A 21,876-nucleotide genomic window follows, 5' to 3' on the forward strand; every position below is an offset into this window, starting at 1 on the left:
GGGCCGTTCGGCTGTAGGCCGTTCGGGCGCCCGTGATCAGGCTTCGAGCGGGATGCTCGGGCCCATGGTCGTGGTGACCACGGCCTTCTTGATGTAGCGCCCCTTGGCGGCGGACGGCTTGAGGCGGTTCACCTCGTCGATGGCGGCCTGGTAGTTCTCCACCAGCTTGGCGTCGTCGAAGGACGTCTTGCCGATGATGAAGTGCAGGTTGCCGTGGCGGTCGACGCGGAACTCGATCTTGCCGCCCTTGATGTCGGTCACGGCCTTGGCCACGTCCGGGGTGACGGTGCCCGTCTTGGGGTTGGGCATGAGACCACGCGGACCGAGCACGCGGCCGAGGCGGCCGACCTTGCCCATGAGGTCCGGGGTCGCGACGACGGCGTCGAAGTCGAGGAAGCCGTTCTGGACCTCCTGGACGAGGTCGTCGTCACCGACGTAGTCGGCGCCAGCGGCGCGAGCCTGCTCCGCACGCTCACCGGTCGCGAAGACCAGGACCCGGGCGGTCTTACCGGTGCCGTTCGGCAGGTTCACGGTGCCGCGGACCATCTGGTCGGCCTTGCGCGGGTCGACACCCAGACGCAGGGCGACCTCGACGGTCGCGTCGAACTTCACGCTGGCGGTCTCCTTGGCGAGCTTCACGGCCTCGGCGGGGCTGTAGAGCTTGTCACGGTTCACCAGCTCGCTGGCTTTGCGGTGGTTCTTGCTGCGCTTCACGCTGTTCTCCTGTGGAACGTGTGGTCGATGGGCCAGCGCCTGGCCCTGCCACTGTCGGTTCTTGACGACGAGCACCCCACGCGGCCCGGACGTCGGCCCGGAGCCCCGCTGCGGGGAGCTACTTGACCTCGATGCCCATCGAGCGGGCGGTGCCGGCGACGATCTTGGCGGCGGCCTCGATGTCGTCGGTGTTGAGGTCGGGCAGCTTGGTCTGCGCGATCTCGCGGACCTGCTCGGCGGTGATCGAACCGGCCGTGCTGCGACCCGGGTCGGTGGCGGCCTTGTCCAGGCCGGCGGCCTTGAGGATCAGCTTCGGCGCCGGGGGCGTCTTGGTGACGAAGCTGAAGGAGCGGTCCTCGTAGATGGAGATCTCTACGGGGATGACGTTGCCGCGCTGGCCCTCCGTAGCAGCGTTGTACTGCTTGCAGAAGTCCATGATGTTGACGCCGTGCGGACCGAGGGCGGTACCGACGGGCGGCGCCGGGGTGGCCTGACCGGCGGGGAGCTGCACCTTGACGAGTGCGGCCAGTTTCTTCTTCGGAGGCATATCGGGTCCTTTGCCTGATGTGCGATGTGTGCTGGTCCCCGCCCTGCCGTGGGCGGAGCACAAGAGTGGGTCCGCCCGGAGGCGGACCCACCAAGTCTACGTCGACCGGGTCACTGCCCGGACGGTTCAGATCTTGGCGACCTGGTTGAAGGAGAGCTCGACCGGGGTCTCGCGGCCGAAGATCGACACGAGCACCTTGAGCTTCTGGGTGTCCGGGTTGATCTCGCTGACCGTGGCGGGCAGGGTCGCGAACGGACCCTCCATGACGGTGACGGACTCGCCGACCTCGTAGGCCACGTCGGAGCGGACCTCGCCGACACCGGCGGCGGCCTTGGCCTTGCGCTCCTCCTCCGGCTCCTCCTCGGGCTCGGGCGCCAGGAGCTTGGCGACCTCGGTGAGGCTGAGCGGGGCGGGCTTGTTGGACAGGCCGACGAAGCCGGTCACGCCCGGGGTGTTGCGGATGGCCGACCAGGACTCGTCGGTCAGGTCCATGCGGACGAGCACGTAGCCGGGCAGGACCTTCTCGGTGACCTGCTGGCGCTTGCCGCTCTTGACCTCGGTGACCTCGTGCTCGGGCACCTCGACCTGGAAGATGTAGTCCTCCATGTTGAGCGACTGGGTGCGGCTCTCGACGTTGGCCTTGACCCGCTTCTCGTACCCGGCGTAGGTGTGCACGACGTACCAGTCGCCGGGAAGCAGGATCAGCTCGTTCCGGAACTCCTCGACGGGGTCGAGCTTGGGGAGCTCGGGCTCCTGCTCGGCCTCCTCGTCGGCCTCGTCGGCCTCGTCGGCGTCGCCGGTCAGCTCCGGGCTGTCGGTGTCGGCCCGCTCGGCCGTGTCCTCGGACAGCTCGCCCGCCGGGCCGGCCTCTTCCTCCGACGGCTGACCCGGCTCCTCTTCGGGGAAGTCGTCAGGGGTCAGTGGGGACTCGGACACGGCTGCTCTTTCTCTCGTCGGATGCGCTACTGCGGGTCGACGCGCACCGGACAGCGGTCGACGTCGAACCCCGTCCTGCCAGCTTACGGTCTCCGCGCCCGGGATGGGACCAGGCACGGGGCGACGCGGGCGGCGACCGTGCCGCGGTCGCGACGCGAACCCGGTCCGGGGCCGGGGATCGTCGGGAGAGGGCCTCAGTCGCCCTTGCTGCGCATGAGCCCCATCGCGCCGAGGATGACGGCGAGGCCGCCGGTGGCGATGCTGGTCCACATCGGCAGGGACTGGAACTCGCCCTCGGGGCTGAATCCGGCGTAGAGCCAGGTGGTGAGCTCGGCGAAGACGAAGTCGAGGAGTGAGACGTAGCTCAGGACGAGGACGACGAACACCAGGACGACGATGGTGTACGTGACCAGCTCGCGGCGCGTGGGCCAGCGGACCTTGCGCAGCTCTCCGACGACCTGCTTGGTGAAGGTCACAGGACCGGTACGACGCTTGGGCTCCTTGTCGGGCTTGGCGTCGGCGTCAGTCTGGGTCACCTGGGGTCCTTAGGGTCGCGGGCTGCTGGTCATCCCCGTAGTTCCGTATACCCCGCGCGGTGCGGCGGCCACCAGGCCGCCACACCGCGCGTTCGTGCAGGGCAGGAGGGACTCGAACCCCCAACCGCCGGTTTTGGAGACCGGTGCTCTGCCAATTGAGCCACTGCCCTTGAGCGGAAACTGCGTTCCCCACCATAGCCGGTCCGAACCGGGTCCGCACCCCGCTTGTCCGCGGGGCCGTCCCGCCGTCGGCCGGTCGGCGCGAACGAGTGTATGCCCTGGGCGCGCGGAGGCCAAACCGCGCCCCTCCGGCCCACCCCGGCGCACCGGCCCCGCGCCCGGCCTGTACCCTCCCCCGGCACCGCGGTCGGGGGCACGTGACACCATGGAGGCATGACTGAGCGACCGCGAGTCTCTGCACGTATCAGCGCTATCTCCGAGTCGGCCACCCTCGCCGTCGACGCGAAGGCCAAGGCCATGAAGGCGGAGGGGCGCCCCGTCATCGGCTTCGGGGCCGGAGAGCCGGACTTCCCGACCCCCGACTACATCGTCGAGGCCGCCGTCGAGGCGGCCCGCGAGCCGCGCTTCCACCGCTACACCCCGGCCGGGGGCCTCCCCGAGCTGAAGAAGGCCATCGCCGAGAAGACCGCCCGCGACTCCGGGTACCGGGTCGAGCCCTCCCAGGTCCTGGTGACCAACGGCGGCAAGCAGGCCATCTACGAGTCCTTCGCCGCCCTGCTCGACCCGGGGGACGAGGTCATCATCGTGGCCCCCTACTGGACCACCTACCCCGAGTCCATCAAGCTCGCGGGCGGCGTCCCGGTGTACGTCACCACCGACGAGACCACCGGCTACCTGGCCAGCGTCGAGCAGCTGGAGGCCGCGCGCACCGAGCGCACCAAGGTCCTGGTGTTCGTCTCCCCGTCCAACCCGACGGGCGCCGTCTACCCGCGCGAGCAGGTACGCGCGATCGGCCGGTGGGCCCTCGAACACGACCTGTGGGTGCTGACCGACGAGATCTACCAGCACCTCGTCTACGGCGACGCCGAGTTCTCCTCGATCCCCGTCGAGGTGCCCGAGCTGGCCGACCGCACCGTCATCGTCAACGGCGTGGCCAAGACCTACGCCATGACCGGCTGGCGCGTGGGGTGGATCATCGGCCCCAAGGACGTGGTCAAGGCCGCGGGCAACCTCCAGTCGCACGCCACCTCCAACGTCGCCAACGTCTCGCAGGCCGCCGCGATCGCCGCCGTCTCCGGTGACCTGTCCGCCGTCGACACGATGCGCGAGTCCTTCGACCGCCGCCGCAGGACCATCGTCCGGATGCTCAACGAGATCGACGGCGTGGTCTGCCCGGAGCCGCAGGGCGCCTTCTACGCCTACCCGTCCGTCAAGGGCGTCCTCGGCAGGGAGATCCGCGGCCGGCGGCCGAGCACCTCCACCGAGCTGGCCGAGCTGATCCTGGAGGAGGCCGAGGTCGCGGTCGTGCCCGGTGAGGCCTTCGGCACCCCCGGCTACCTCCGGCTGTCCTACGCGCTCAGCGACGAGGACCTCGTCGAGGGCGTGAGCCGCATCCAGAAGCTGCTGGCCGAGGCCGAGTAGACGTGCCCGCTTCGGGCCCCGCTCCGCCTCGGCCCGTGTCCTGGCGCGTGAGGAGCCGGGGACTCTCCGTCCTCGTCCTCGCCTGACGCCCGTTCCTCGCTGGCGGCCCGGCTCGTCCCCGGAACCCCGGCGGCGCCCGAACGGATCGGCGGGAGCGCCCCCGACCGCGGTCGGGGGCGCTCCCGCGTTCGCGTTCGACCGGTGTTTCCCGTCCGGTCTTCGGGTCCCGGTACCACGCGTGCGCGGTTTGCGGCAGCATTGCGTCATGGAGACACCGACCAGCGCCCGCCGGTTGGACCGGCTGCCCAAGGCACACCTGCACCTGCACTTCACCGGATCGATGCGCCACTCGACCCTCGTGGAACTCGCGGGGGAGCACGGGATCCACCTCCCCCAGGCCCTGGTCGACGAGTGGCCGCCCAGACTGCGCGCCACGGACGAACGCGGCTGGTTCCGCTTCCAGCGCCTCTACGACATCGCCCGCTCGGTCCTGCGCAGGCCCGAGGACGTCCACCGGCTGCTGCGCGAGGCGGCCGAGGACGAGCGGGCCGCGGGGTCGGGGTGGCTGGAGATCCAGGTGGATCCGAGCGGGTACGCCGCCCTGTTCGACGGCCTGACCGCCACCCTGGAACTCATCCTGGACGCCGCGCGCGCCGCCGAGCGGGACACGGGCGTCCCGATCGGCCTGATGGTGGCCGCCAACCGTACGCGCCACCCGATGGACGCCCGGGCGCTGGCCCGGCTGGCCCGGCAGTACGTGGGCCGGGGGGTGGTGTCCTTCGGCCTGAACAACGACGAGCGCCGGGGGCGGGCGCGCGAGTTCGAGGCCGCCTTCCGGATCGCCCGGCGCGCGGGGCTGCTGTCGGCGCCGCACGGCGGGGAACTCCTGGGGCCGCGCAGCGTGCGCGAGTGCCTGGACGACCTCAGGGCCGACCGGGTGGGGCACGGCGTGCGCGCGGTGGAGGACCCGCACCTGGTGGAGCGGATCGCCACCCAGGGCGTGACGCTGGAGATCTGCCCGACCTCGAACGTCGGGCTGGGGGTGTTCGAGAGGCTGGAGCACCTGCCGCTGCGCAGACTCTTCGACTCGGGGGTGCAGATCGCCCTGGGCACCGACGACCCGCTGCTGTTCGGGCCGCGCCTGGTCGAGCAGTACCGGATCGCGCGGGAGGTGTTCGGCTTCTCCGACGCCGAGCTCGCCGAGCTGGCGCGGATGTCGGTACGGGGATCGGGCGCCCCGGAGGCCGTGCGCAAGGACCTCCTGGCGGGGATCGACGCGTGGCTGGCGGCGCCTCCGGAGGGCGACCCGGTCTGAGCCGGCCCCGGGGCCGGTTCAGCTCAGCAGGAGCCAGGCTCCCTGGCCGGTCATGGCCGCCCCCGCGGCGAAGAACAGGGCCGCGGCGCCCCTGCGGACGGCCTGTTCGGGGAGCTTCCTGCCGAGGACCGCGCCGAGCACGATGGCGACGGCGTCCGCCGCCACCATGCCGACCGTCGAGCCGATCCAGACCGCCAGCCAGTGGTACTGGGTGCCGACGGTGACGGTGGCGAGCATGGTCTTGTCCCCGAGTTCGGCGGCGAGGAACACCACGAACACGGTGAGCAGGCCGGAACGGATCCGCCGGGAGGCGGCGCGCTCCTCGTCCCTGGCGGTCATCTCGTCCCCGCGCAGGGTCCAGAACCCGAAGACGACGAAGGCGAGCCCGGCCGTGAAGGTCAGCCAGTCGGTGGGGATACCGGACCCCAGGACCTCGGCCAGCAGGACGCTGCCCGCGTGGACGACGGCGGTGGCCGCGGTGATGCCGAGGATGACCGTGCGGGCGCGGTAACGGGTCGCCAGGGACATCGCCACCAATTGGGTCTTGTCGCCCATCTCCGCGACGAGAATGGCGATGCTGCTCACAGCCAGACCCGTGAGAAATGCCGTCACACGTCCTCCTCCGACCGAGGGTTTCGGGCAGAAGGAAGCAGGGAACGCCCCTTCAACCCGGTCGTTTCCTACCGGGTCAAAGGTCTCGTCCGCCCTGGCCGGAACCTGCGTGGTGGCTGTTCATCCACCGCCGTGACGGGCTCGTGCGACCGGGCCGCCGGGCGGCCAGTGTGTCGATCGCACGCATTGGGGACTACTCCCCTTCGACGAACACGACTTTATCAAAACAAAGGGAAAAGGCAATTCATTCGCCCGGCGAATTTGTTTTTCAGGAGCCCCTGATAAACAAGTTGGCCGTGCCCAACTCAAGAATTGGGCGCGGCCACGGGAGCGGGGGCGCACCCCCTACAGGGACACCCCGACCAGCACGGGTTCGTTGACCAGGCGCACGCCGAACGCGGCCTCGACCCCGGACCGCACCTCGCGGGCCAGGTCCAGCAGGTCGCGCGTGGTCGCGCCGCCCGGGTTGGTCAGCGCCAGCGTGTGCTTGCCCGAGATCCGGGCGGGGCCGGCCCCGTACCCCTTGGTGAACCCGGCCCGGTCGATCAGCCAGGCGGCGGACAGCTTGACGTTGCCGTCGCCGTCCGGGTGCCCGGGGACCTCGACGTCCGGGCCGAGCCGCGCGGCCGCGCGGTCGCGCACGGCGGCGAACTCCTCGGCGGTCACGACGGGGTTGGTGAAGAACGACCCCGCGCTGCGCGTGTCGGGGTCGTCCGCGTCCAGGACCATGCCCTTGCCCGCGCGCAGGGCCAGAACGGTCTCCCGGGCCCTGGCCAGGGGCACCCGGGCGCCCGCCTCGGTCCCCAGGGCCCTGGCCACCTCGGCGTAGCGGATGGGTCGGCTCAGCTCGGATCTGCGCAGCTCGAAGACGACCTCGCACACGACGTAGCGGTCCTGGCCCTTGAACACGCTGTCGCGGTAGGTGAAGCCGCACTCGGCGTTGCTCATGGTGCGCCGCTCACCCGTGCGCCGGTCGTGGACGAGCACCTCGCGCACGGTCTGGCTGACGTCCTGGCCGTAGGCGCCCACGTTCTGGATGGGGGTGGACCCGACCCGGCCGGGGATCCCGGACAGGAACTCGATGCCGCTGAGCCCCTCGGCGACCGTGCGCTCCACCAGCGGATCCCACTCGACGCCCGCCTCCGCGCGCAGCAGCACGACGTCCTCACCGGTCTCGGGGTCGCGTCCGGCCTCGGTGAGAAAGACCCCGCGCGAGTCGACGTGCACGACGGTGCCCGCGAAGCCGTCGTCGGCGACGACCAGGTTGCTGCCGCCGCCCAGGACCAGGAGCGGCTCGCCGTCCCGGTCCGCCGTGGTGACCGCCTCCACCAGCGCCTCGGTGGTGCGGGCGGCGAGGAAGGTCTTGGCCGGGCCGCCCAGCCCGAGCGTGGTGTGGTCGGAGAGCAGGGCTCCGGGGAGTGTGGACACGGGTTCTACCTCACTGCTTCACTGCCGCCGCGACACGGTGGTGGGGCGGGCCCGCCGTTCAGGCCAGGCGGACGACGGCGGTGGACTTGGCCAGTACCTTGGCGCCGCCGGAACGCGCCGTCAGGAGCACGTTCACGGTACCGTCGTCGTTCTTGGCCCGCACCTTGCCGCCGACGGTGATCTCGGCGCCCTCGTCGTCGTCGGGAACCACGACGGGCGCGGAGAAGCGCACCGAGTAGTCGACGACGCAGCCGGGGTCCCCGGTCCAGTCGGTGAGCACCCGCCCCGCCTCGGCCATGGTGAACATGCCGTGCGCGATCACGTCGGGCAGGCCGACGGACTTGGCGAAGCGCTCGTTCCAGTGGATGGGGTTGAAGTCGCCCGAGGCGCCCGCGTAGCGGACCAGGTCCAGGCGGCGGACCCGGAAGGTCCGCTCGGGCAGTTCGGTGCCGACCTCGACGTCGGCGTGGCGCAGGCTCACGGTCGCGTTCCTCACGTTCCTGGTCGTCGGAAGGGTCCTGGTCAGGCGCGCACGACGAGCATCATGCCCGCCGTGACGACGTGCTCGCCGTCGGCCGCCGTGGCCACGGTCTCCAGCGTGAGCATCCCGTTGCCGCCGAGGGTCCTGACGTCGGCGATCCGGGTGACGGCGGTCAGGACGTCGCCCGCGTGCAGGGGGCGGGTGTAGTGGAAGCTCTGGTCGCCGTGGACGACGCGGGAGAAGTCCACCCCCAGGTCGGGGTCGGCGACGGCCTGCGCGGAACCGGCCATGCCCAGGATGACGGGGAAGGTGGGCGGCGCGATCACGTCGGGGTACCCGGCGGCCTTGGCCGCCCCGGGATCGACGTAGACCGGGTTGGGGTCGTTGATCGCCTCCGCGAACTCGCGGATCTTGCCTCGGGTCACCTCGTAGGGTTCCGGCGCCGGGTACTCCCGGCCGACGTACTCGGCGTTGATCGCCACGGTCTCCCTCTCCTGGTCCTCCTTGCCCGGGGAGGGGCCCCGGACACACGAACAACCCGGCGAGCGGATCGCTCGCCGGGCCGGAAGTCTAAGTCGAACGGAGCCACCGCTCACACGCGCCCGCGGGCGGGCGACGGCACACGACGGGACTCAGCGGGTCTCGCGGTGCTCGTTGTGCTTGCGGCAGTTCGGGCAGAACTTCTTGATCGCGAGACGGTCGGGGGTGTTCCGACGGTTCTTACGCGTGATGTAGTTCCGGTGATTGCACTCCTGGCAGGCCAGGGTGATCTTCGGCCTCACGTCGGTGGCAGCCACTTCGGAGTGCCTTTCTCGCTGGAGACGGTACTTGGTGCGCAGTGAACACTGCAAAGGGCCCGCGTCGACCCCTGAGATGGCCTCAGGGGTCAGCGGGTTGGTAGCGGAGGCCGGACTTGAACCGACGACACAGCGATTATGAGCCGCTTGCTCTACCGACTGAGCTACTCCGCCCCGATCGGTGGGGACGGTCACTGCTGACCGTTCCCGGTGCCAGGCCGGTAGTCGCTCCACCGGCCACCCACCTGAGTGGACCGGACCGCTTCAAGTGGTGGAGCCCCTTTACGGAATCGAACCGTAGACCTTCTCCTTACCATGGAGACGCTCTGCCGACTGAGCTAAAGGGGCGCGCTGTGGGGCTTTCTCTCGTCCGCCCCGGGGGCGTTGCCCCCTTGCGCTGGTCATGACTATACAGGTCTTCGGGGGTGGTCTGCCAAATCAAATCCCCTCCGCCCCCGTACGGGGCCCCCGTCCACGCGCGCACCCCACCCCTCCGGGGGGAGAAACCCCAGCGCAGAGACGGTCTCGCGGCTCGGGACGCCCTCGCGCGCGGAGCCCGTGGAGAGCGTCGATGTGATCCAGACCGCTCTCCTGGGGCGGCTCCCCGGGCTCATCCGTCCCCCTCCGTCACCCACACGTTGGACATGGCGTCGCGGTTGATCGTGCGGATGGCGGCGGGCAGCCCGAGCCGCCGCAGGGCGTCGGACAGGCGCGTGTCGTGCGTGAACACGATGAGCTGCCGGTGGCGTCCCACCTCCGACAGGACGGAGGCCAGGCCCTCGACGGTCTCGGTGTCCATCGCCTGGACCGGGTCGTCGAGCACGAGGAAGCCGAAGGGGTTCCCGTCCACGAGGGCGCGCGGCAGGCAGATGGACAGCGCCAGCGCCTGGAACTCGCCCTGGCTGAGCAGACCGGGCGCGCTGGTCTGGTCCTCCACCCCGTCCACGGACACGTCCACCTCGACCCTGCGCCGGGCGCCCCGGCCGATGAGACGCATCCCCTGGAGGTCGATGTGGCGCTCCTGGCGCAACCGGAACCACACCTGCTCGGCCTGGGCCGCGACCGGACCCAACTGCTGCGACCGCAGCTCCCTGGCCTGCTCGGAGAGCCAGTTCAGGGCGGCCTCGGCGGAGGCCAGCGTCTCCCGGGCCGCGATGGCCTCCTGGGCGTCGTCGAGCCACCCGGAGAGCTGCTCGGCCAGGGGCGCCCATCCTCCGCTGGGGTCCTCCAGCCGCTCGCTGGCGTCGCGGCGGGCGCTGACGGCGGCGGCGCGGAGCTTGCGTCCGACCGTCTCGATGTGCTCGGCCAGCTCCCCGAGGTCGGTGATGTCCGCCCCGGACTCCCACAGGGCCCACACCTGTCCCAGTTCGCTCTCCGGCGGCAGCCATGAGGGCGCCGGGGCCAGGAGGAAGCGCGCCTGGTCGCGCGCGGCGTCGGCGCGCTCGTAGGCCGCGGAGGCGGGCGCGGCCTGGGCGCGCAGCGTGCGGAGCTGGGCGCCCGCCCGACGGACCCAGTCGGGGCCCAGGGCCCCCTGTGCGGAACAGGTGGGGCACGTGGTCTCGGTGGGGTGGCGCTGGTGGTGTTCCAGTGCCTGTTCCAGGAGGCGGACGACGCCGTGGGCGTGGTCGCCCTTGGTCCCGGCGGCCATCGCGAGCTCCATCGCCGCGCCGCGGAGCTCGTTGACGACGTCGTTGATCACGACCCGTTCGGGGACGGAGAGCCGACGCAGTCGGCGCAGGACGGTGTGGAGGGCGGGGTCGCTCGGGCCGTCGTCGGCGGCGATCGAGCGCAGCGCGTCCAGGTCCAGGTGCGGCGCCGTCAGGAGCTGGGCGGCGCGGGCGGCGCGGGGGTCGTCCGAGTCCTGGAGCGCCTCCAGGAGGAACCTGAGTTCGCGGGAGGGTCGGTCACGGCGCTTGACCAAGCCGTCGCACACCCGGGCCAGCCTCCGTTCGGCCTCCGCGAGGCCGGTGAGGCCCAACAGGGCGGTGAGGGTGTCGTAGAGTTCGGCGGCCCGCCCGGTGACGGTGCGGCCGAGTTCGTCGTAGGACAGGAACGGCCGGTAGCGGACGAGGTGCTCGCCCCAGGCGAGGGTGCGCAGCGGGGCGGTCTCCCCGTCCGGGTGGACCACCTCGCCGCGTGCCGAGCGCACGCTCTCCCCGGTCCAGCGCCGGTTGACCCGGGTGGGGCCGTCGTCGCCCGCGATGTGCAGGTCGACGGTGGCCTCGGTGCGCTCGTCGTAGTGGAGGTTGCGCCACCCGTCGCGCCACCCGGTGGGCATGGCGTCCCAACGGGGGTTGCGACCGGTCAGGGCGGCCTCGGCGGCCTCGGCGAAGCTGGACTTGCCCGAGCCGTTGCGGCCCACGATGACCGTGAGACCGGGGCCGGGCGGGAAGGTGAGTTCGGCGGGGCGGCCGATGCCGCGGAAACCCTGCACCCGGATCCGGGTGAGGTAGGCGCGGCGGACCGGGCCCGCCGGGCGCCTCTCGGGTCCGGGTGCGGCGCCCTGGGCGGCGTCGGGCATGCGCTCGCCGTTCAGCAGGGCCGTCAGGGCCTCGTCGCCCCACAGGGCGGCGGTGACCCAGGAACGGACCTCGGCGGGCAGCCCCGACCCCGCCAGTTCGTCCAGGAGCCCCTCGGTGACGGGGTCGTCCACGGGCGGTGGGGCATGGCGGTCGTGCCGTCCCCGGTCGTCGAACGCCTCGGGTCCCCGAGTCACCTGCGCCACCCCGCTCCGTTGTCGATCCTGCACAAGCAGATTAGGACAGAGAGGGAAGTACGGCCCGAACTTCCCCCCGTTCTCTCCCCGTTCACACCCCGACCAGCCTGCGCCTGCTCCCGTCCCAGGTGAAGTGCAGGGTGGCGATGCCGGGCACGTCGGGGTCGCGCAGGCACTCGTAGATGTTGAGGCTCGGCACGCTGGCGAAGCAGCCCCACACCCGTTCGGAGGTCAGCACGAAGTCGAGGTCGAGTTCGACGAGCAGGCCGAGCAGGCGCCCGTGGGTGGGTTCGTCGACCTTGGCGAACGCGTCGTCGAGCAGGATGAGCCGCGGCGCCCACGGGGCGTGGGCGCCGAGGGCGTCGAACTGGGCGGCCGCGGCGGCGAACAGCACCAGGTAGGCCACGACCCGCTGCTCCCCCTGGCTGAGGGCGGTCCGGTGGCCGAGCCTGCGCTCGTGGCCGCTGCTGTCGGTGACGTAGACGGTGAAGGCGAACCAGGAGCGGTAGTCCAGGGCCGCGCGCAGCTGGGCGCCGCCGGTGGCGGTGGGGTCGAGTCGACGGATCGCCTCGATGCAGCGGCGCAGGGCGTCGCGCAGGCGGGTGGTCTGGACCCGGGTGCGCTTCTCGGCCGGGGTGGCCAGGAGCGGGACGACGGCCTCCACGTCGGCCCCGGCGTCGGGGGCCAGGTCCCAGTCCAGGCGGACGCCGAGACCGGCGGAGGTGGTGACGTCCTTGAGGACCCCGTTCATGGTGGCGATGAGGCGGCGCGCCTCGTCGATCTGGCGGGAGAGGTGGCCGGCGAGCTCGCCGAGGAGGTGCCGCTCGAAGGCCTCCTCCTCGGCGATGGCGACGGTCTCCTCGGCGCGCGCGGCGGCGGCCGTGAGGCGTTCCGCGTAGGCGGTGACGTCGTGGGCGCCGTCCTCGTCGTGGACGGTGAGCCGTTTGAGTCCGCGCGGTTCGCTGAGTTCGGTGCGGGTCTGGGACCAGCCGACCGAGGCGAGCAGGCGGCGCAGCTCCTCGCGGCTGCCGAGGATCGCGCTGTCGTCGACCTCGGCGACGTCGTCCTGCTCGGCGAGCCCCTCCTCCAGTTGGGTGACGAAGTCCTCCAGCAGGGCGAGGCGGGCGTCGGGGCCGGGCGGCGCGCCGGAGGCCGCCTCGGGCGCCGGGGCGTCGGCGCCGTCCGCCGGAACGGCGCTCTCGGCGCGGGCGGCGAGGTAGCGGGCCAGGGGCGCGTCAGCGGCCGCGCAGGCGGCGAGACCGGCGGCGCCGAGCAGGACGGCGTCGGGGGTGTCGCCACAGGTCCCGGAACCGGTCGTGACGGCGGAGACGAGCGCGTCCCCACTGGCGAGGGCCAGACGGACCTGTTCGGCCCGTTCCCGGGCGGCGGCGGCGAGGCGGGCCTCGGCGCTGACCCGGTCGTCGCGGGCGCGCTGGGCCGCGCGTTCGAGTTCGGGCAGGCGGGCGGCGGCCTCCTCGGCCCGGGCCCGGACCTGTTCGCGGGCGACGTCGAGCTGCTCCTCGGGTACGCCGCGGGCGCGGTCGCCGAGCTCGATCTGACGGCGGACCGTGATCATGTCGTCGATGGCGGCGGCCCGGACGTCCTCGGCCAGGATCCGGTCGGAGCGGGCGCGCCCCCAGGCGGCGAGGTGGCGCTCGTGGTCGGCCAGGCCCCAGGCCAGGACGTCGAGGTCGCGCAGCGCCGTGGCGACCAGGACGCGCAGGTGGTCGAGGGCGCGCAGGGTGCTGTCGAGTTCGGCGCGCACGGTCGGGAGCGGGTGCGTCGAAGCCCCTCCGTGGGCGGCGGCGGCCTCGCGGAGCCGGGCGCGGATGTCGAGGAGTTCGGCCCGGGCCTCGTCGGCGGCGGTCTGGGCGATGTCGTGGGCGCGGCGGGCGGCGGCCACGTCGGCCCGGGCGACGTCGAGGGTGGCCCAAGCGCGGACCAGCGGGGCGGGGTCGGGGAGGTCGCGGGAGATCTCCAGGAGTTCGGCGTAGGAGCTCTCCACGGCCCAGCGGCGCTCCCCGGCCTCGGACAGCAGCGCCTCGGCGATGGCCCGGCGCCGTTCGGTGTTGGCCAGTTGGCGGTCGCGGGCGCGTTTGCGGGCGGCCTCTCCGATGAACTCGGGCTCGGACTTGTGGTGTGTCCCGGAGGCGACGCCGAGGCGCCAGCCGCCGCCCAGGGACACGGAGCTGACGGTGGCGACCGCAGTGTCGCGGCGGTGCTTGGGTTCGGAGTCCTCGGCGGCGTCCTGGGCCTCGGAGCGCAGCGCGATGGAGGAGAGCAGCGTACGCAGCGTGTCGTGGCTGACCCCGGTGTCGGGGGAGGCGACGGGGACGAGGGCGTCGAGGAGGGTGCGGCCCTTGGCGGGGCGCGCGGGGGTGAGGACGACGTCGCGGGTGGCGGGGTCGTGGAGGGCGCCGTCCGCGCGGATCCACGCGGTGAGCAGTCCACTGGCCTCCAGGGCGGCCTCGAGTCCGGCTCGCTGTTCGTCGGTGAGCGTCTCGGCGAAGTCGACGGCGAGGTGGAAGGGGACGCCCTCCCCGTCGGGGCGGGGGTGGGTGGCCCAGGCGGGGCGCTCGGGGGCGTGGTCGGCGCTCCGGGTGCGGCGGTCGGCGAGTTCGTGGAGTTCGTCGGAGAGCTGGCCCTCCTCCCCCACGGCGACGTCGCGGCGGGCGCGCAGCTCCTCCAGGAGCGGGTCGACGGCGGCGTGGGCCAGCCGGGAGACGGTGGCGGGCACGTCGGCGGCCAGGACGCGCAGGTCCTCGCTGATGGGCAGTTCGACGCTGCCCTCCAGTTCGTGGATGGCCTCGCCCAGGGCGTGGGCGTGGCTGGAGTCGCGCAGGCGGGCGGCCCAGGCGCGGACGCCCTCGGCGTAGTCGGCGCTCTCCTCGCGCAGGCGGGCGATGGCGTCGCGTTCGCGGGTGTGCGCCTGTTCGAGGTGGGCCTCGGCGCTCTCCGCCTCGCTGGTGAGGGCGACCAGGCGGCGGTCGGCGGCGGCCTCGGCGGTGGTGAGGCCGGTGAGGCGGGTGGCGGCGTCGGTGCGGGCGTCGGCGAGGGCGGCGGCCGAGGTGTACCGGTCGTGGAGCCGGCCGAGGTGCTCGCGCAGGGCCTCGAGGTCGATGCCGTCGACGGGCGGCCGTTCGACGGCCTGTTCCAGGCCCTGGAGGTCGACGCGGGTGGTGCTCTCCCGGGGGGCGTGGACGCGGGCGTCGGTGTCGGGGACGCGGCCGAGGGCGGCCGGGTCGATCCCGGCGGCGACGGCGGCGCGGGTGGCCTCGGCGTGGGTCTGCCGGAGGACGTCGAGGGCGCGTTCGATGGCCCTGGTGTCCTCGCCGAGCCGCTCCACGGCGTGGTCCTCGGTGCGTTCGGCGTGTTCCGCGGCGACCCAGGCGGCTTCGGCGGCGCGGATGTAGGCGCCGATGGCGGCGTCGTAGGCGCGGCGTTCGTTGTCGGTGGCGGTGGCTCCCCCGCCCCCGGCGGCGGCGAGGGTGCCCGCGTCGGCGTTGGCGGTGTCCCGGGTGCGGCGGGCCTGGTCGCGTTCCTCGAAGACACGGCCCTCGGCGGTGACGAGTTCGTCGAGTTCGGCGCGCAGACGGTCGGCCTCGGCGGTGCGCTCGGCGCAGGCGTCGAGGCGCTCGCGGACCGCGGTGGCGCGGGCGCGCAGGGCGTGGACCAGGTAGCCGCGGTAGTCGGTGAGGAAGTCGGCGACCCCGGCGTCGGCGCGGGTGAGGGCGTCCTTCTCGGCGCGGGCCTGTTCGAGGTCGGCGATGTTGCGGGCGACCTCGTCGAGGACGGTCTCGTCCATCGGCGGCAGGGCCTCGGACAGGACGCTGACGAGTTCCCCGGCCTCGAGGCGGTCGCCGATGGTGGGCCTGCGCAGGCGGTAGAGCAGGTGGACGAGGTTGCGGTAGCGGACGGAGTCGTCGAGGCCGAAGAGGGCGCTCATGACGCGGGCCCGGTAGGCGACCGGGCTGGTGAAGCAGTGGTCGGCGCCGAGTTCGGAGCGGAGGCGGTCGACGGGTTTGGGCCGGCCGTCGGTGACCAGCTCCAGGTCGTACCCGACGCGGCGCTCGGTGACGAAGAACACGCAGCGCGGGTCGGCGTCGCCGACGGCCAGGACCGCGGCGCCGAGGGTGAGGTGGCGGGGCGGGGTGTCCGGGCCGTCGGCGGGGTCGTCCCGTTCCGGGGCGGTACCCCGTCCGGCCGCGTCCAGCCCGCGGTCGCCCCGCGCGGTGGTGAACTCGACCCACAGGTAGCCCAGGCGCGTGGCGGGGCCGGTGCCGTCGGGGTCCTCGTCCTGGTCGTCGGGTTCGGTCCGGGCCGTGCCGCCCAGCAGGTCGGGGCCGGTCTCCTCGGGGTCGGGGCCGCGGCCCGTCCGGGGGCCGTCGGCCATCAGCCAGCGCAGGCTGGTGCGGTTGGTGCCGGTGGTGTCGAGGCGGCGGACGTCCCCGTCCAGCAGGAAGGGCAGCAGCATCTCCAGTGCCTTGGACTTGCCCGCGCCGTTGCGGCCGCGCAGCAGCAGCCGCCCCTCGGCGAAGTCGAGGACCTGGTCGTCGTACTGCCAGACGTTGCGGATGCCCGCCCGTTCGAGACGGTAGCGGGGGGTGCTGGCCGGGTCAGTCGGAACCGTTCCGGGGGTCTGACTCGTCTCCTGGGTCACCACTGGTCGCGCTCACCTTCTCGTTCGCCACCGCTTGCAACACGGACGCCACGCGGCTCAGATCACCGTGGGGGTCGGCGCCGACCCCGGGCGCGCCGGGGTCGGCGCCACTCGTTTCGTCGGGGTGTGTCCGGCTGTTGTCGTCATTGTCCTGGATCCGGGGGACGCGCTCGTCCACGTCGGCGCCGTAGCGGGCGGCCGCGGCGGTGAGCCGTCGGTGGCCGGGGGCGCCGACGAGCAGGCCGAGGTCGACCAGCAGGGTCAGCACCCGCGCGCGGAGCCGGTCCGGGTCGGGGATCTCCGGTCCGGCCGTGCGGGCCCACTCGGCCCGTTCCGGGGTTCCCTCGGCGCACAGGACGTCGAGGGCGGTGTCCAGTTCGTGTTCGGGGACGGGGACGGCGGTGGCGGGTCGGCCGGGGTGCAGGCGGCCGGAGAGGTGTCGGATCAGGGCGAGAGCGGTCTGGCCGACGGGGTCGTCGGAGGGGAAGGCCGCGTGCGGGGCGGCCTCGTCGGGGGAGACGAGTGCGACGCCCTCGGCGCGGACCTCGGTGTCGACGCCGAGGAGGTTGCCGAGGGCGGCGGCAGCGCGCCACTGGTGGGCGGCGAGCCGGTCACGCTGGCGGTCGGGGAGTTCCTCGCGGTAGACGACGGCGGTCTCCGCGAGCAGGCGGCGCAGGGCGATCTCCCCCGCCTGGTCACCGGAGGGGTCGGGGTCGTCGGCCTCCGCGAGGAAGGTGTCGGGGGTGTCGTCCGCGTGCGGCGGGTGCGCGACGACGGAGCGGAGTACCTGGTGTTCCGGGTGCAGGAGGGGGTCGGCGGTGGCGTCGGCGCGGTGGTCGGCGATGGTTCCGGACACCTCGGTGAGGGCGCCGAGGTCGACCAGCCGGGTCAGGGCGGCGCAGAACGCGCGGCGTTCCCCGAGTCCGCGCGCGGGGTCGGCGTCGACACCGGCCTCCCGTCCGGCGGCGCGGACCCGGGCGGCGAGCGTCCGGACGGGGACGGCCGTCGGTTCCTCCACCAGCACCGCCAGGGACAGCGCCAGGTAGGTGTGGACACGCGGGGTGAAGCGGGCGCCGGTGTGTCGGGTGTGGGGCCGGGTGACCTCGGTGACCAGGCCGCGCTTGGCGAGGCGCGCGTGGTCGTCGGCGACGGTCAGCCGGTAGCCGAGCACGCGGTGGAAGCGCTGGATGAGCCACTCGGCGTGCGAGCGCACCAGAGCGAACTCGGCCGGGTGGGTACGCGCGGTGATCAGCGGCCACGCCATGAGCGCGCGGGCGGCCGCCTGGCGCTCGCCGATGAGGGCGGCGTCCTCGCTGTAGGTGTCCGTCTCCTTCACCCCCGTCTAGTGGTCGTCGCGCCGGTGCGCGGACAGGTCGATCGGTCCGGTGGTCTCGTTGTCGGGGTCGCCGCTCGCCGGGGGCGGGGCGCTCCGGGGGGGTGGGGCGTCCCCGTCGTCCGGCCGGCTCTCGGGGGCGGGGGGTGCGGCCGTGGCGGTGTCGGGGGCCCCGTGGTCCTGCCGGGGGGCGGCGACGTCCTGGGGCAGGAGGGAGGTGAGGAGCTCCGTGGCGGTCTGGGGTTGGGCGGCTTGGCGGGGGTGCGGGGACGCCGAGGCTCGGTCGGCGCCGGGGGGTTCCTCGTGCGCCACGGTGTCCCGGGGGTCGGGGGACTCCACCGGGTCCTCCCGAGGATCGGGTGACTCGGGGGTCTCCTGGATCTTCTGAGGTGTGTCGGCCTCCGGCGTCTCGGGCTCCCCCTGGGCGGCCGGAGCCTCCTGGGGTCCGGAGGGATCCTGGGCCGGTGAGTCCGCACGGGTCTCCTGGAGTCCCTGGGTCCCCTCACCCTCCCACGTCTCGGCAGCCTCCCGGCCCACCGGGTTCACCAGGATCTCGGAAGGCGTCCGGTCCGCCGGGTTCTCCCGGGGCTCGGAGGGGTCCTGGTCCCCCTGACCCACCGGGCTCTCCCGCGTCTGGGAAGGCTCCCCTCCCGCACGGTCCTCGGACGGCTCCCGGGTGCCGGGCTCGGGCAGGGGAGGGAGTTCGACGACGTGCTGGTCGTAGGGGGTGACGCAGAGGCGCAGCCCCTCCAGCGTCAGCTCGCCGCCCTCTCCCAGGACGGTGACCTCGGCCCCGGGTTCGGGGACCACGTGCAGCCGCAGGGAGAACTCCAGGTCCCCCGCGGACGTGGGCCGTCGGCTGGCGTCACCGGAACCGAGGGCCGCGGTGAGGAGCTCCATGAGGACCTCCATCCCGGCCCCGGACAGGTCCAGGCTGGCCCGGACCCCCGTGGGTTCGGTGAGCAGGGACCGCACCTGCGCGGCGCCCGCGCGGCGCCAGTGGGCGGAGGACTCGGCGGCGTCGCGAAGCCGGGCCCGCTGGGCGCGGTGGTCGCGGACGGGTTCGGGCGGGCGGGTGCCGGGGCGTTCGGTGACCGGACTGCGGTCGGGGTCGGCCTGCCACCAGCTGGTCGTGGCGGCGACGCCGTCGTCCACGCGGCCCCCCAGGTGGAGGGAGGCGTGCAGGCCGTAGGCGGCGGTGGCCAGCGCGTCGGCGCGGTCGGGGTCGGCCTCCTCGAACCAGGAGGCCAGGCGCAGCAGGGCCGCGCGGCCGTGCCGTGGCGTCGGCTGGTCGCCGGCGCCGTGTCCGTCGTGCGTGCCGTCCTCCGGACGTTGCTTGAGTCCCACAACTCAGCAGAGTAGAGACCTCCCGGACACGCCACGCCCGATTCGGCCCCGCATGGTCCGACCGAGCCACCCCCATCACCCGCCCTGAGCAGGGACTATGCACTTTTTCGGAAGTTTGGCCCGATTCCGGGTCACGGCCTCACTCCTCCGGCGGCAGGTCCAACCGGCCGCCGTCGGCGGACTCCATCGCCTCACGGACGTCGGCGGGCATGTCACCGTCGGGGTCGCTGACCGTGTAGGTCGAGAAGTACGTGGTGCCGCCGACCTCCGTCGGGTCGGAGAGTTCGACGTCCACCTCGTAGGGGTCGTCCACGCAGTTCTGCTCGAAGCACCAGGTGCCGGAGAGCTCGCCGTGCCCCCGCGCGGTGTCCTCGGACCACTCCTCCCAGTTCATCCGGCCGAAGGTGGTGAACTCGGTGGCGACGTAGTCCGTGGGCCGCTGGTCGTCGTACCCCTCGGGATCGCCGTAGCGGTTGAACACGTAGGTTCCGCCGTCCCCCCCGTCGGAGTAGGGCGTCCCGCCGTCGTCGGGGGAGGTCTCCCCCTCCTCGATCTCCTCGGGTGTGGTCACCTGCTGTCCGCAGGCCGTCAGCAGGGCAAGGGCGATGCCGCTCAGCAGGACACGCTTCATTCCGACCTCCTCCGTGGGACCCCATCATGCCCCTGAACAGCGAGAAGGCCCCCCAGCACACGCCGGGGGGCCTCCGAACCGCTCTGTTCCGTCACTGTGGGGCCAACGGCCCCGCCACACGCGGGTGGGCTAGAAGCCGTACCCGCTGTCCTCGTTGCTCAGGTTGGTGCTCTCCGGGCCGTTGGTGCAGTCGCCGGTGGTCTGCGGCGACAGGACCGGGACGTTGACGGCCACCAGGCCGACGGCCGCGCTGGTGTTGCAGAGCTGGACCGGAACGACCTGCAGGTTCTGGTTGTACTGCTGGTCGCCGCCGTGCGAGGCCGAGGCCGGGGAGGCCGCCAGAGCCGCCCCGAACGCGATCCCCGCGATGGCACCGGCCGCGGTGAGCTTACGCAGCATCGCTGGTTCTCCTTAGTCGATGTTGGTGTGCGTGGGCCCGTTGACGCAGTCGCCGGTGGTCTGCGGCGACAGGATCGGGATGTTGACACCGGCCAGGAGACCCACGGTCAGCTCGGTGTTGCAGAGCTGGACCGGAACGACCTGCAGGTTCTGGTTGAACTGCTGGTCGCCGCCGTGCGAGGCGGAGGCGGGCGTGGCGGCCAGGACGGCGCCCAGAGCAATACCGGCGACGGCGCCGGCGGTGGTGATCTTGCGCAGCATGTCGGTAAACCCCTAGTGGATGTTGGTGGAGACCGGGCCGTTGGTGCAGTCGCCGGTGGTCTGCGGCGACAGGACCGGGACGTTGACGGCCACCAGGCCGACGGCCGCGCTGGTGTTGCAGAGCTGGACCGGGATGCCCTGCAGGTTCTGGTTGTACTGCTGGTCACCGCCGTGCGAGGCCGAGGCCGGGGAACCGGAGAGGACCACGCCGAAAGCGGCGCCAGCGATGAGGCCGGCAACACCGAGCTTACGCAGCATTTGCATTACCCTTCAGAAAAGATTGTGAACTGTCTCGGTCTGGCGAATTGCCGGCGACTAGCTGATGTTGGTGCCGACGGGCCCGTTGACGCAGTCGCCCGTGGTCTGCGGCGACAGGATCGGAATGGTGACGGCAACCAGGCCGACGCTGCCGGTCAGGTTGCAGGACTGGATCGGAACCACCTGCAGGTTCTGGTTGAACTGCTGGTCGCCACCGTGGGAGGCGTAAGCGGGAGCCCCCGTGAGGATCGCGCCCATCGCGGCACCGGCGACCAGGCCAGCAGCAGCCATCTTCTTGATCATGACTTCCCCCGAGAATCAAAGCGAGGTGTTGACAGAAAAAGACGCAGGCGCTCTTGCACCTGTGTCGCGGTGGACTGGGGCAATCATCATCCGCCCCCCGTTTTTTGTCAACGCCGAAACCCGGAAAGCAATTTGTCCGTATTGTCCGCGACATTCTTTATGCGCAGGGAACGAATCATCACCAAAGCCCGCACGGACCCATGACAGCGACCTGGCTCGCTATTCCCCCGCCAAGACCCTCAGGACAGACGAAGAGCGCCAAAGCCACGAATCCCCGCACACCCCCCGCTCCCCCACCCCCGGATCCCCCGCTCCGCCGGAGAAACCGCAGATCAGCGACGTGCGGCCACACGGCGGGAAGCGGCCGACCCCCACGAGCCGTCCATCGCTCAGCGTGATTTTCCCGTGACGGCATCGCGATCCATCCGCGACCGGCCGAATCCACCGAGAGTGACGACGGCGGCCTCCAGGGCCCGCCAGGGCTCACAGAGAGTGACGCACACCACTCTCGCCGGGACACGGGACCCCGGACACGCGAAAGGCCCCGGTGACCAGCGTGTCCGCTGGTCACCGGGGCCTTCTCCCCGTGTGGCAGGTCAAGGATTCGAACCTTGGAAGGCAAAGCCGACGGATTTACAGAACTCTCCCACTTTGCCCCGCTTCGTCACTCTGACCTGCGCATACGTCCGGTTCGGAGGGTGTTCCAAGCCGGACGTTCCATGGTGGTTCCACCGGAGGCGCTCAGACGCCCTCCGCCGACTCCCGATCGGCCTACGACGGATCACCCGCGAGCCGATCCGTTCGGCCGTCAGTCACCGTCTCAGGGATTCGACTCGTGATCTTGGTGGGACTTGCGGCGAGGAACCAGCAGTCCTCTCCCTGAGCCTGCCGCCGCAGAACCCACAGAACTCACACAACCCCCGTCCTGGCTGGTCAGCACCCCGGTACTCCAGTTGTAGATCCGTTTTGTCATGATTCTTGGGCTGCCTGTCTGCGGTAG

General features: G+C 72.3%; 19 protein-coding genes, 3 tRNA genes and 1 pseudogene. 2 read left to right on the plus strand and 21 right to left on the minus strand.

The window, feature by feature from the left end; all coding sequences use genetic code 11:
* Positions 1 to 36 precede the first annotated feature (36 nt).
* The 5 genes and pseudogenes from rplA to DVR05_RS20030 form a co-directional block, all read right to left on the minus strand.
* Positions 37 to 714 carry a 50S ribosomal protein L1 gene (rplA, locus tag DVR05_RS20010; protein ID WP_116247439.1) on the minus strand — a complete coding sequence of 226 codons (678 nt, stop codon included), beginning with the start codon at positions 712 to 714 and terminating at the stop codon, positions 37 to 39.
* A 118-nt stretch (positions 715 to 832) separates the two neighbouring features.
* Positions 833 to 1,261 (minus strand): 50S ribosomal protein L11, encoded by a 429-nt coding sequence (rplK, locus tag DVR05_RS20015; protein ID WP_017598524.1) that lies wholly within the window; start codon positions 1,259 to 1,261, stop codon positions 833 to 835.
* 126 nt (positions 1,262 to 1,387) lie between these two features.
* Positions 1,388 to 2,197, minus strand: a complete 810-nt coding sequence (gene nusG / locus DVR05_RS20020; protein ID WP_116247440.1) for a transcription termination/antitermination protein NusG — start codon at positions 2,195 to 2,197, stop codon at positions 1,388 to 1,390.
* A gap of 302 nt (positions 2,198 to 2,499) precedes the next feature.
* A pseudogene (secE, locus tag DVR05_RS20025) lies at positions 2,500 to 2,733 on the minus strand (preprotein translocase subunit SecE); the annotation flags it as partial.
* 97 nt (positions 2,734 to 2,830) lie between these two features.
* Positions 2,831 to 2,903, minus strand: a tRNA-Trp gene (locus DVR05_RS20030).
* Between the two features lie 223 nt (positions 2,904 to 3,126).
* On the opposite strand from DVR05_RS20030, the gene DVR05_RS20035 reads away from it, so the two are divergent.
* Both DVR05_RS20035 and DVR05_RS20040 read left to right on the plus strand, forming a co-directional pair.
* Entirely contained in the window at positions 3,127 to 4,335 is a 1,209-nt protein-coding gene (locus DVR05_RS20035) for a pyridoxal phosphate-dependent aminotransferase (protein WP_116247441.1), read from the plus strand.
* Between the two features lie 265 nt (positions 4,336 to 4,600).
* A complete protein-coding gene (locus DVR05_RS20040; protein ID WP_116247442.1) occupies positions 4,601 to 5,650 on the plus strand; it encodes an adenosine deaminase in 1,050 nt (349 codons plus the stop codon).
* 18 nt (positions 5,651 to 5,668) lie between these two features.
* Here DVR05_RS20040 and DVR05_RS20045 read toward each other — a convergent pair whose 3' ends face one another.
* The 16 genes from DVR05_RS20045 to DVR05_RS20120 all read right to left on the minus strand — a co-directional run bounded on the left by DVR05_RS20045 (position 5,669) and on the right by DVR05_RS20120 (position 20,876).
* Positions 5,669 to 6,262 carry a TMEM165/GDT1 family protein gene (locus DVR05_RS20045; protein ID WP_116247443.1) on the minus strand — a complete coding sequence of 198 codons (594 nt, stop codon included), beginning with the start codon at positions 6,260 to 6,262 and terminating at the stop codon, positions 5,669 to 5,671.
* 345 nt (positions 6,263 to 6,607) lie between these two features.
* A complete protein-coding gene (locus tag DVR05_RS20050; RefSeq protein ID WP_198659256.1) occupies positions 6,608 to 7,690 on the minus strand; it encodes a UDP-N-acetylmuramate dehydrogenase in 1,083 nt (360 codons plus the stop codon).
* 58 nt (positions 7,691 to 7,748) lie between these two features.
* A complete protein-coding gene (locus tag DVR05_RS20055; RefSeq protein WP_116247444.1) occupies positions 7,749 to 8,171 on the minus strand; it encodes a MaoC family dehydratase in 423 nt (140 codons plus the stop codon).
* Positions 8,172 to 8,212: 41 nt separating this feature from the next.
* Positions 8,213 to 8,653, minus strand: a complete 441-nt coding sequence (locus DVR05_RS20060) for a MaoC family dehydratase N-terminal domain-containing protein (protein ID WP_116247445.1) — start codon at positions 8,651 to 8,653, stop codon at positions 8,213 to 8,215.
* 150 nt (positions 8,654 to 8,803) lie between these two features.
* On the minus strand, positions 8,804 to 8,953 hold the full coding sequence (rpmG, locus tag DVR05_RS26695) for a 50S ribosomal protein L33 (RefSeq protein ID WP_158613006.1): 150 nt from the start codon (positions 8,951 to 8,953) through the stop codon (positions 8,804 to 8,806).
* Positions 8,954 to 9,066: 113 nt separating this feature from the next.
* A tRNA-Met gene (locus DVR05_RS20070) sits at positions 9,067 to 9,142 on the minus strand.
* A 98-nt stretch (positions 9,143 to 9,240) separates the two neighbouring features.
* Positions 9,241 to 9,316, minus strand: a tRNA-Thr gene (locus tag DVR05_RS20075).
* A 262-nt stretch (positions 9,317 to 9,578) separates the two neighbouring features.
* Entirely contained in the window at positions 9,579 to 11,693 is a 2,115-nt protein-coding gene (locus tag DVR05_RS20080; protein ID WP_198659257.1) for an AAA family ATPase, read from the minus strand.
* 82 nt (positions 11,694 to 11,775) lie between these two features.
* Positions 11,776 to 16,347 carry an SbcC/MukB-like Walker B domain-containing protein gene (locus tag DVR05_RS20085; protein WP_116247447.1) on the minus strand — a complete coding sequence of 1,524 codons (4,572 nt, stop codon included), beginning with the start codon at positions 16,345 to 16,347 and terminating at the stop codon, positions 11,776 to 11,778.
* The gene (locus tag DVR05_RS20090; protein ID WP_116247448.1) at positions 16,301 to 17,680 is read right to left on the minus strand and encodes a TIGR02678 family protein; all 1,380 of its coding nucleotides are present in this window, start codon (positions 17,678 to 17,680) and stop codon (positions 16,301 to 16,303) included. Before DVR05_RS20090 ends, DVR05_RS20085 begins: the two co-directional genes overlap by 47 nt.
* A gap of 6 nt (positions 17,681 to 17,686) precedes the next feature.
* Positions 17,687 to 19,024, minus strand: a complete 1,338-nt coding sequence (locus DVR05_RS27525; RefSeq protein ID WP_232832233.1) for a DUF2397 family protein — start codon at positions 19,022 to 19,024, stop codon at positions 17,687 to 17,689.
* Between the two features lie 139 nt (positions 19,025 to 19,163).
* A complete protein-coding gene (locus DVR05_RS20100) occupies positions 19,164 to 19,655 on the minus strand; it encodes a hypothetical protein (protein ID WP_116247449.1) in 492 nt (163 codons plus the stop codon).
* Positions 19,656 to 19,784: 129 nt separating this feature from the next.
* Positions 19,785 to 20,054 carry a hypothetical protein gene (locus tag DVR05_RS20105; protein WP_116247450.1) on the minus strand — a complete coding sequence of 90 codons (270 nt, stop codon included), beginning with the start codon at positions 20,052 to 20,054 and terminating at the stop codon, positions 19,785 to 19,787.
* A 12-nt stretch (positions 20,055 to 20,066) separates the two neighbouring features.
* Entirely contained in the window at positions 20,067 to 20,315 is a 249-nt protein-coding gene (locus DVR05_RS20110) for a hypothetical protein (protein ID WP_116247451.1), read from the minus strand.
* 12 nt (positions 20,316 to 20,327) lie between these two features.
* Positions 20,328 to 20,573 carry a hypothetical protein gene (locus DVR05_RS20115; RefSeq protein WP_116247452.1) on the minus strand — a complete coding sequence of 82 codons (246 nt, stop codon included), beginning with the start codon at positions 20,571 to 20,573 and terminating at the stop codon, positions 20,328 to 20,330.
* Positions 20,574 to 20,630: 57 nt separating this feature from the next.
* Positions 20,631 to 20,876: a hypothetical protein gene (locus DVR05_RS20120; protein WP_116247453.1), complete on the minus strand. Its 246-nt coding sequence runs from the start codon at positions 20,874 to 20,876 to the stop codon at positions 20,631 to 20,633.
* Positions 20,877 to 21,876 lie beyond the last annotated feature (1,000 nt).

It is taken from the genome of Nocardiopsis sp. FIRDI 009, from assembly GCF_003386285.1.
In the GTDB taxonomy this organism is placed as follows: domain Bacteria; phylum Actinomycetota; class Actinomycetes; order Streptosporangiales; family Streptosporangiaceae; genus Nocardiopsis.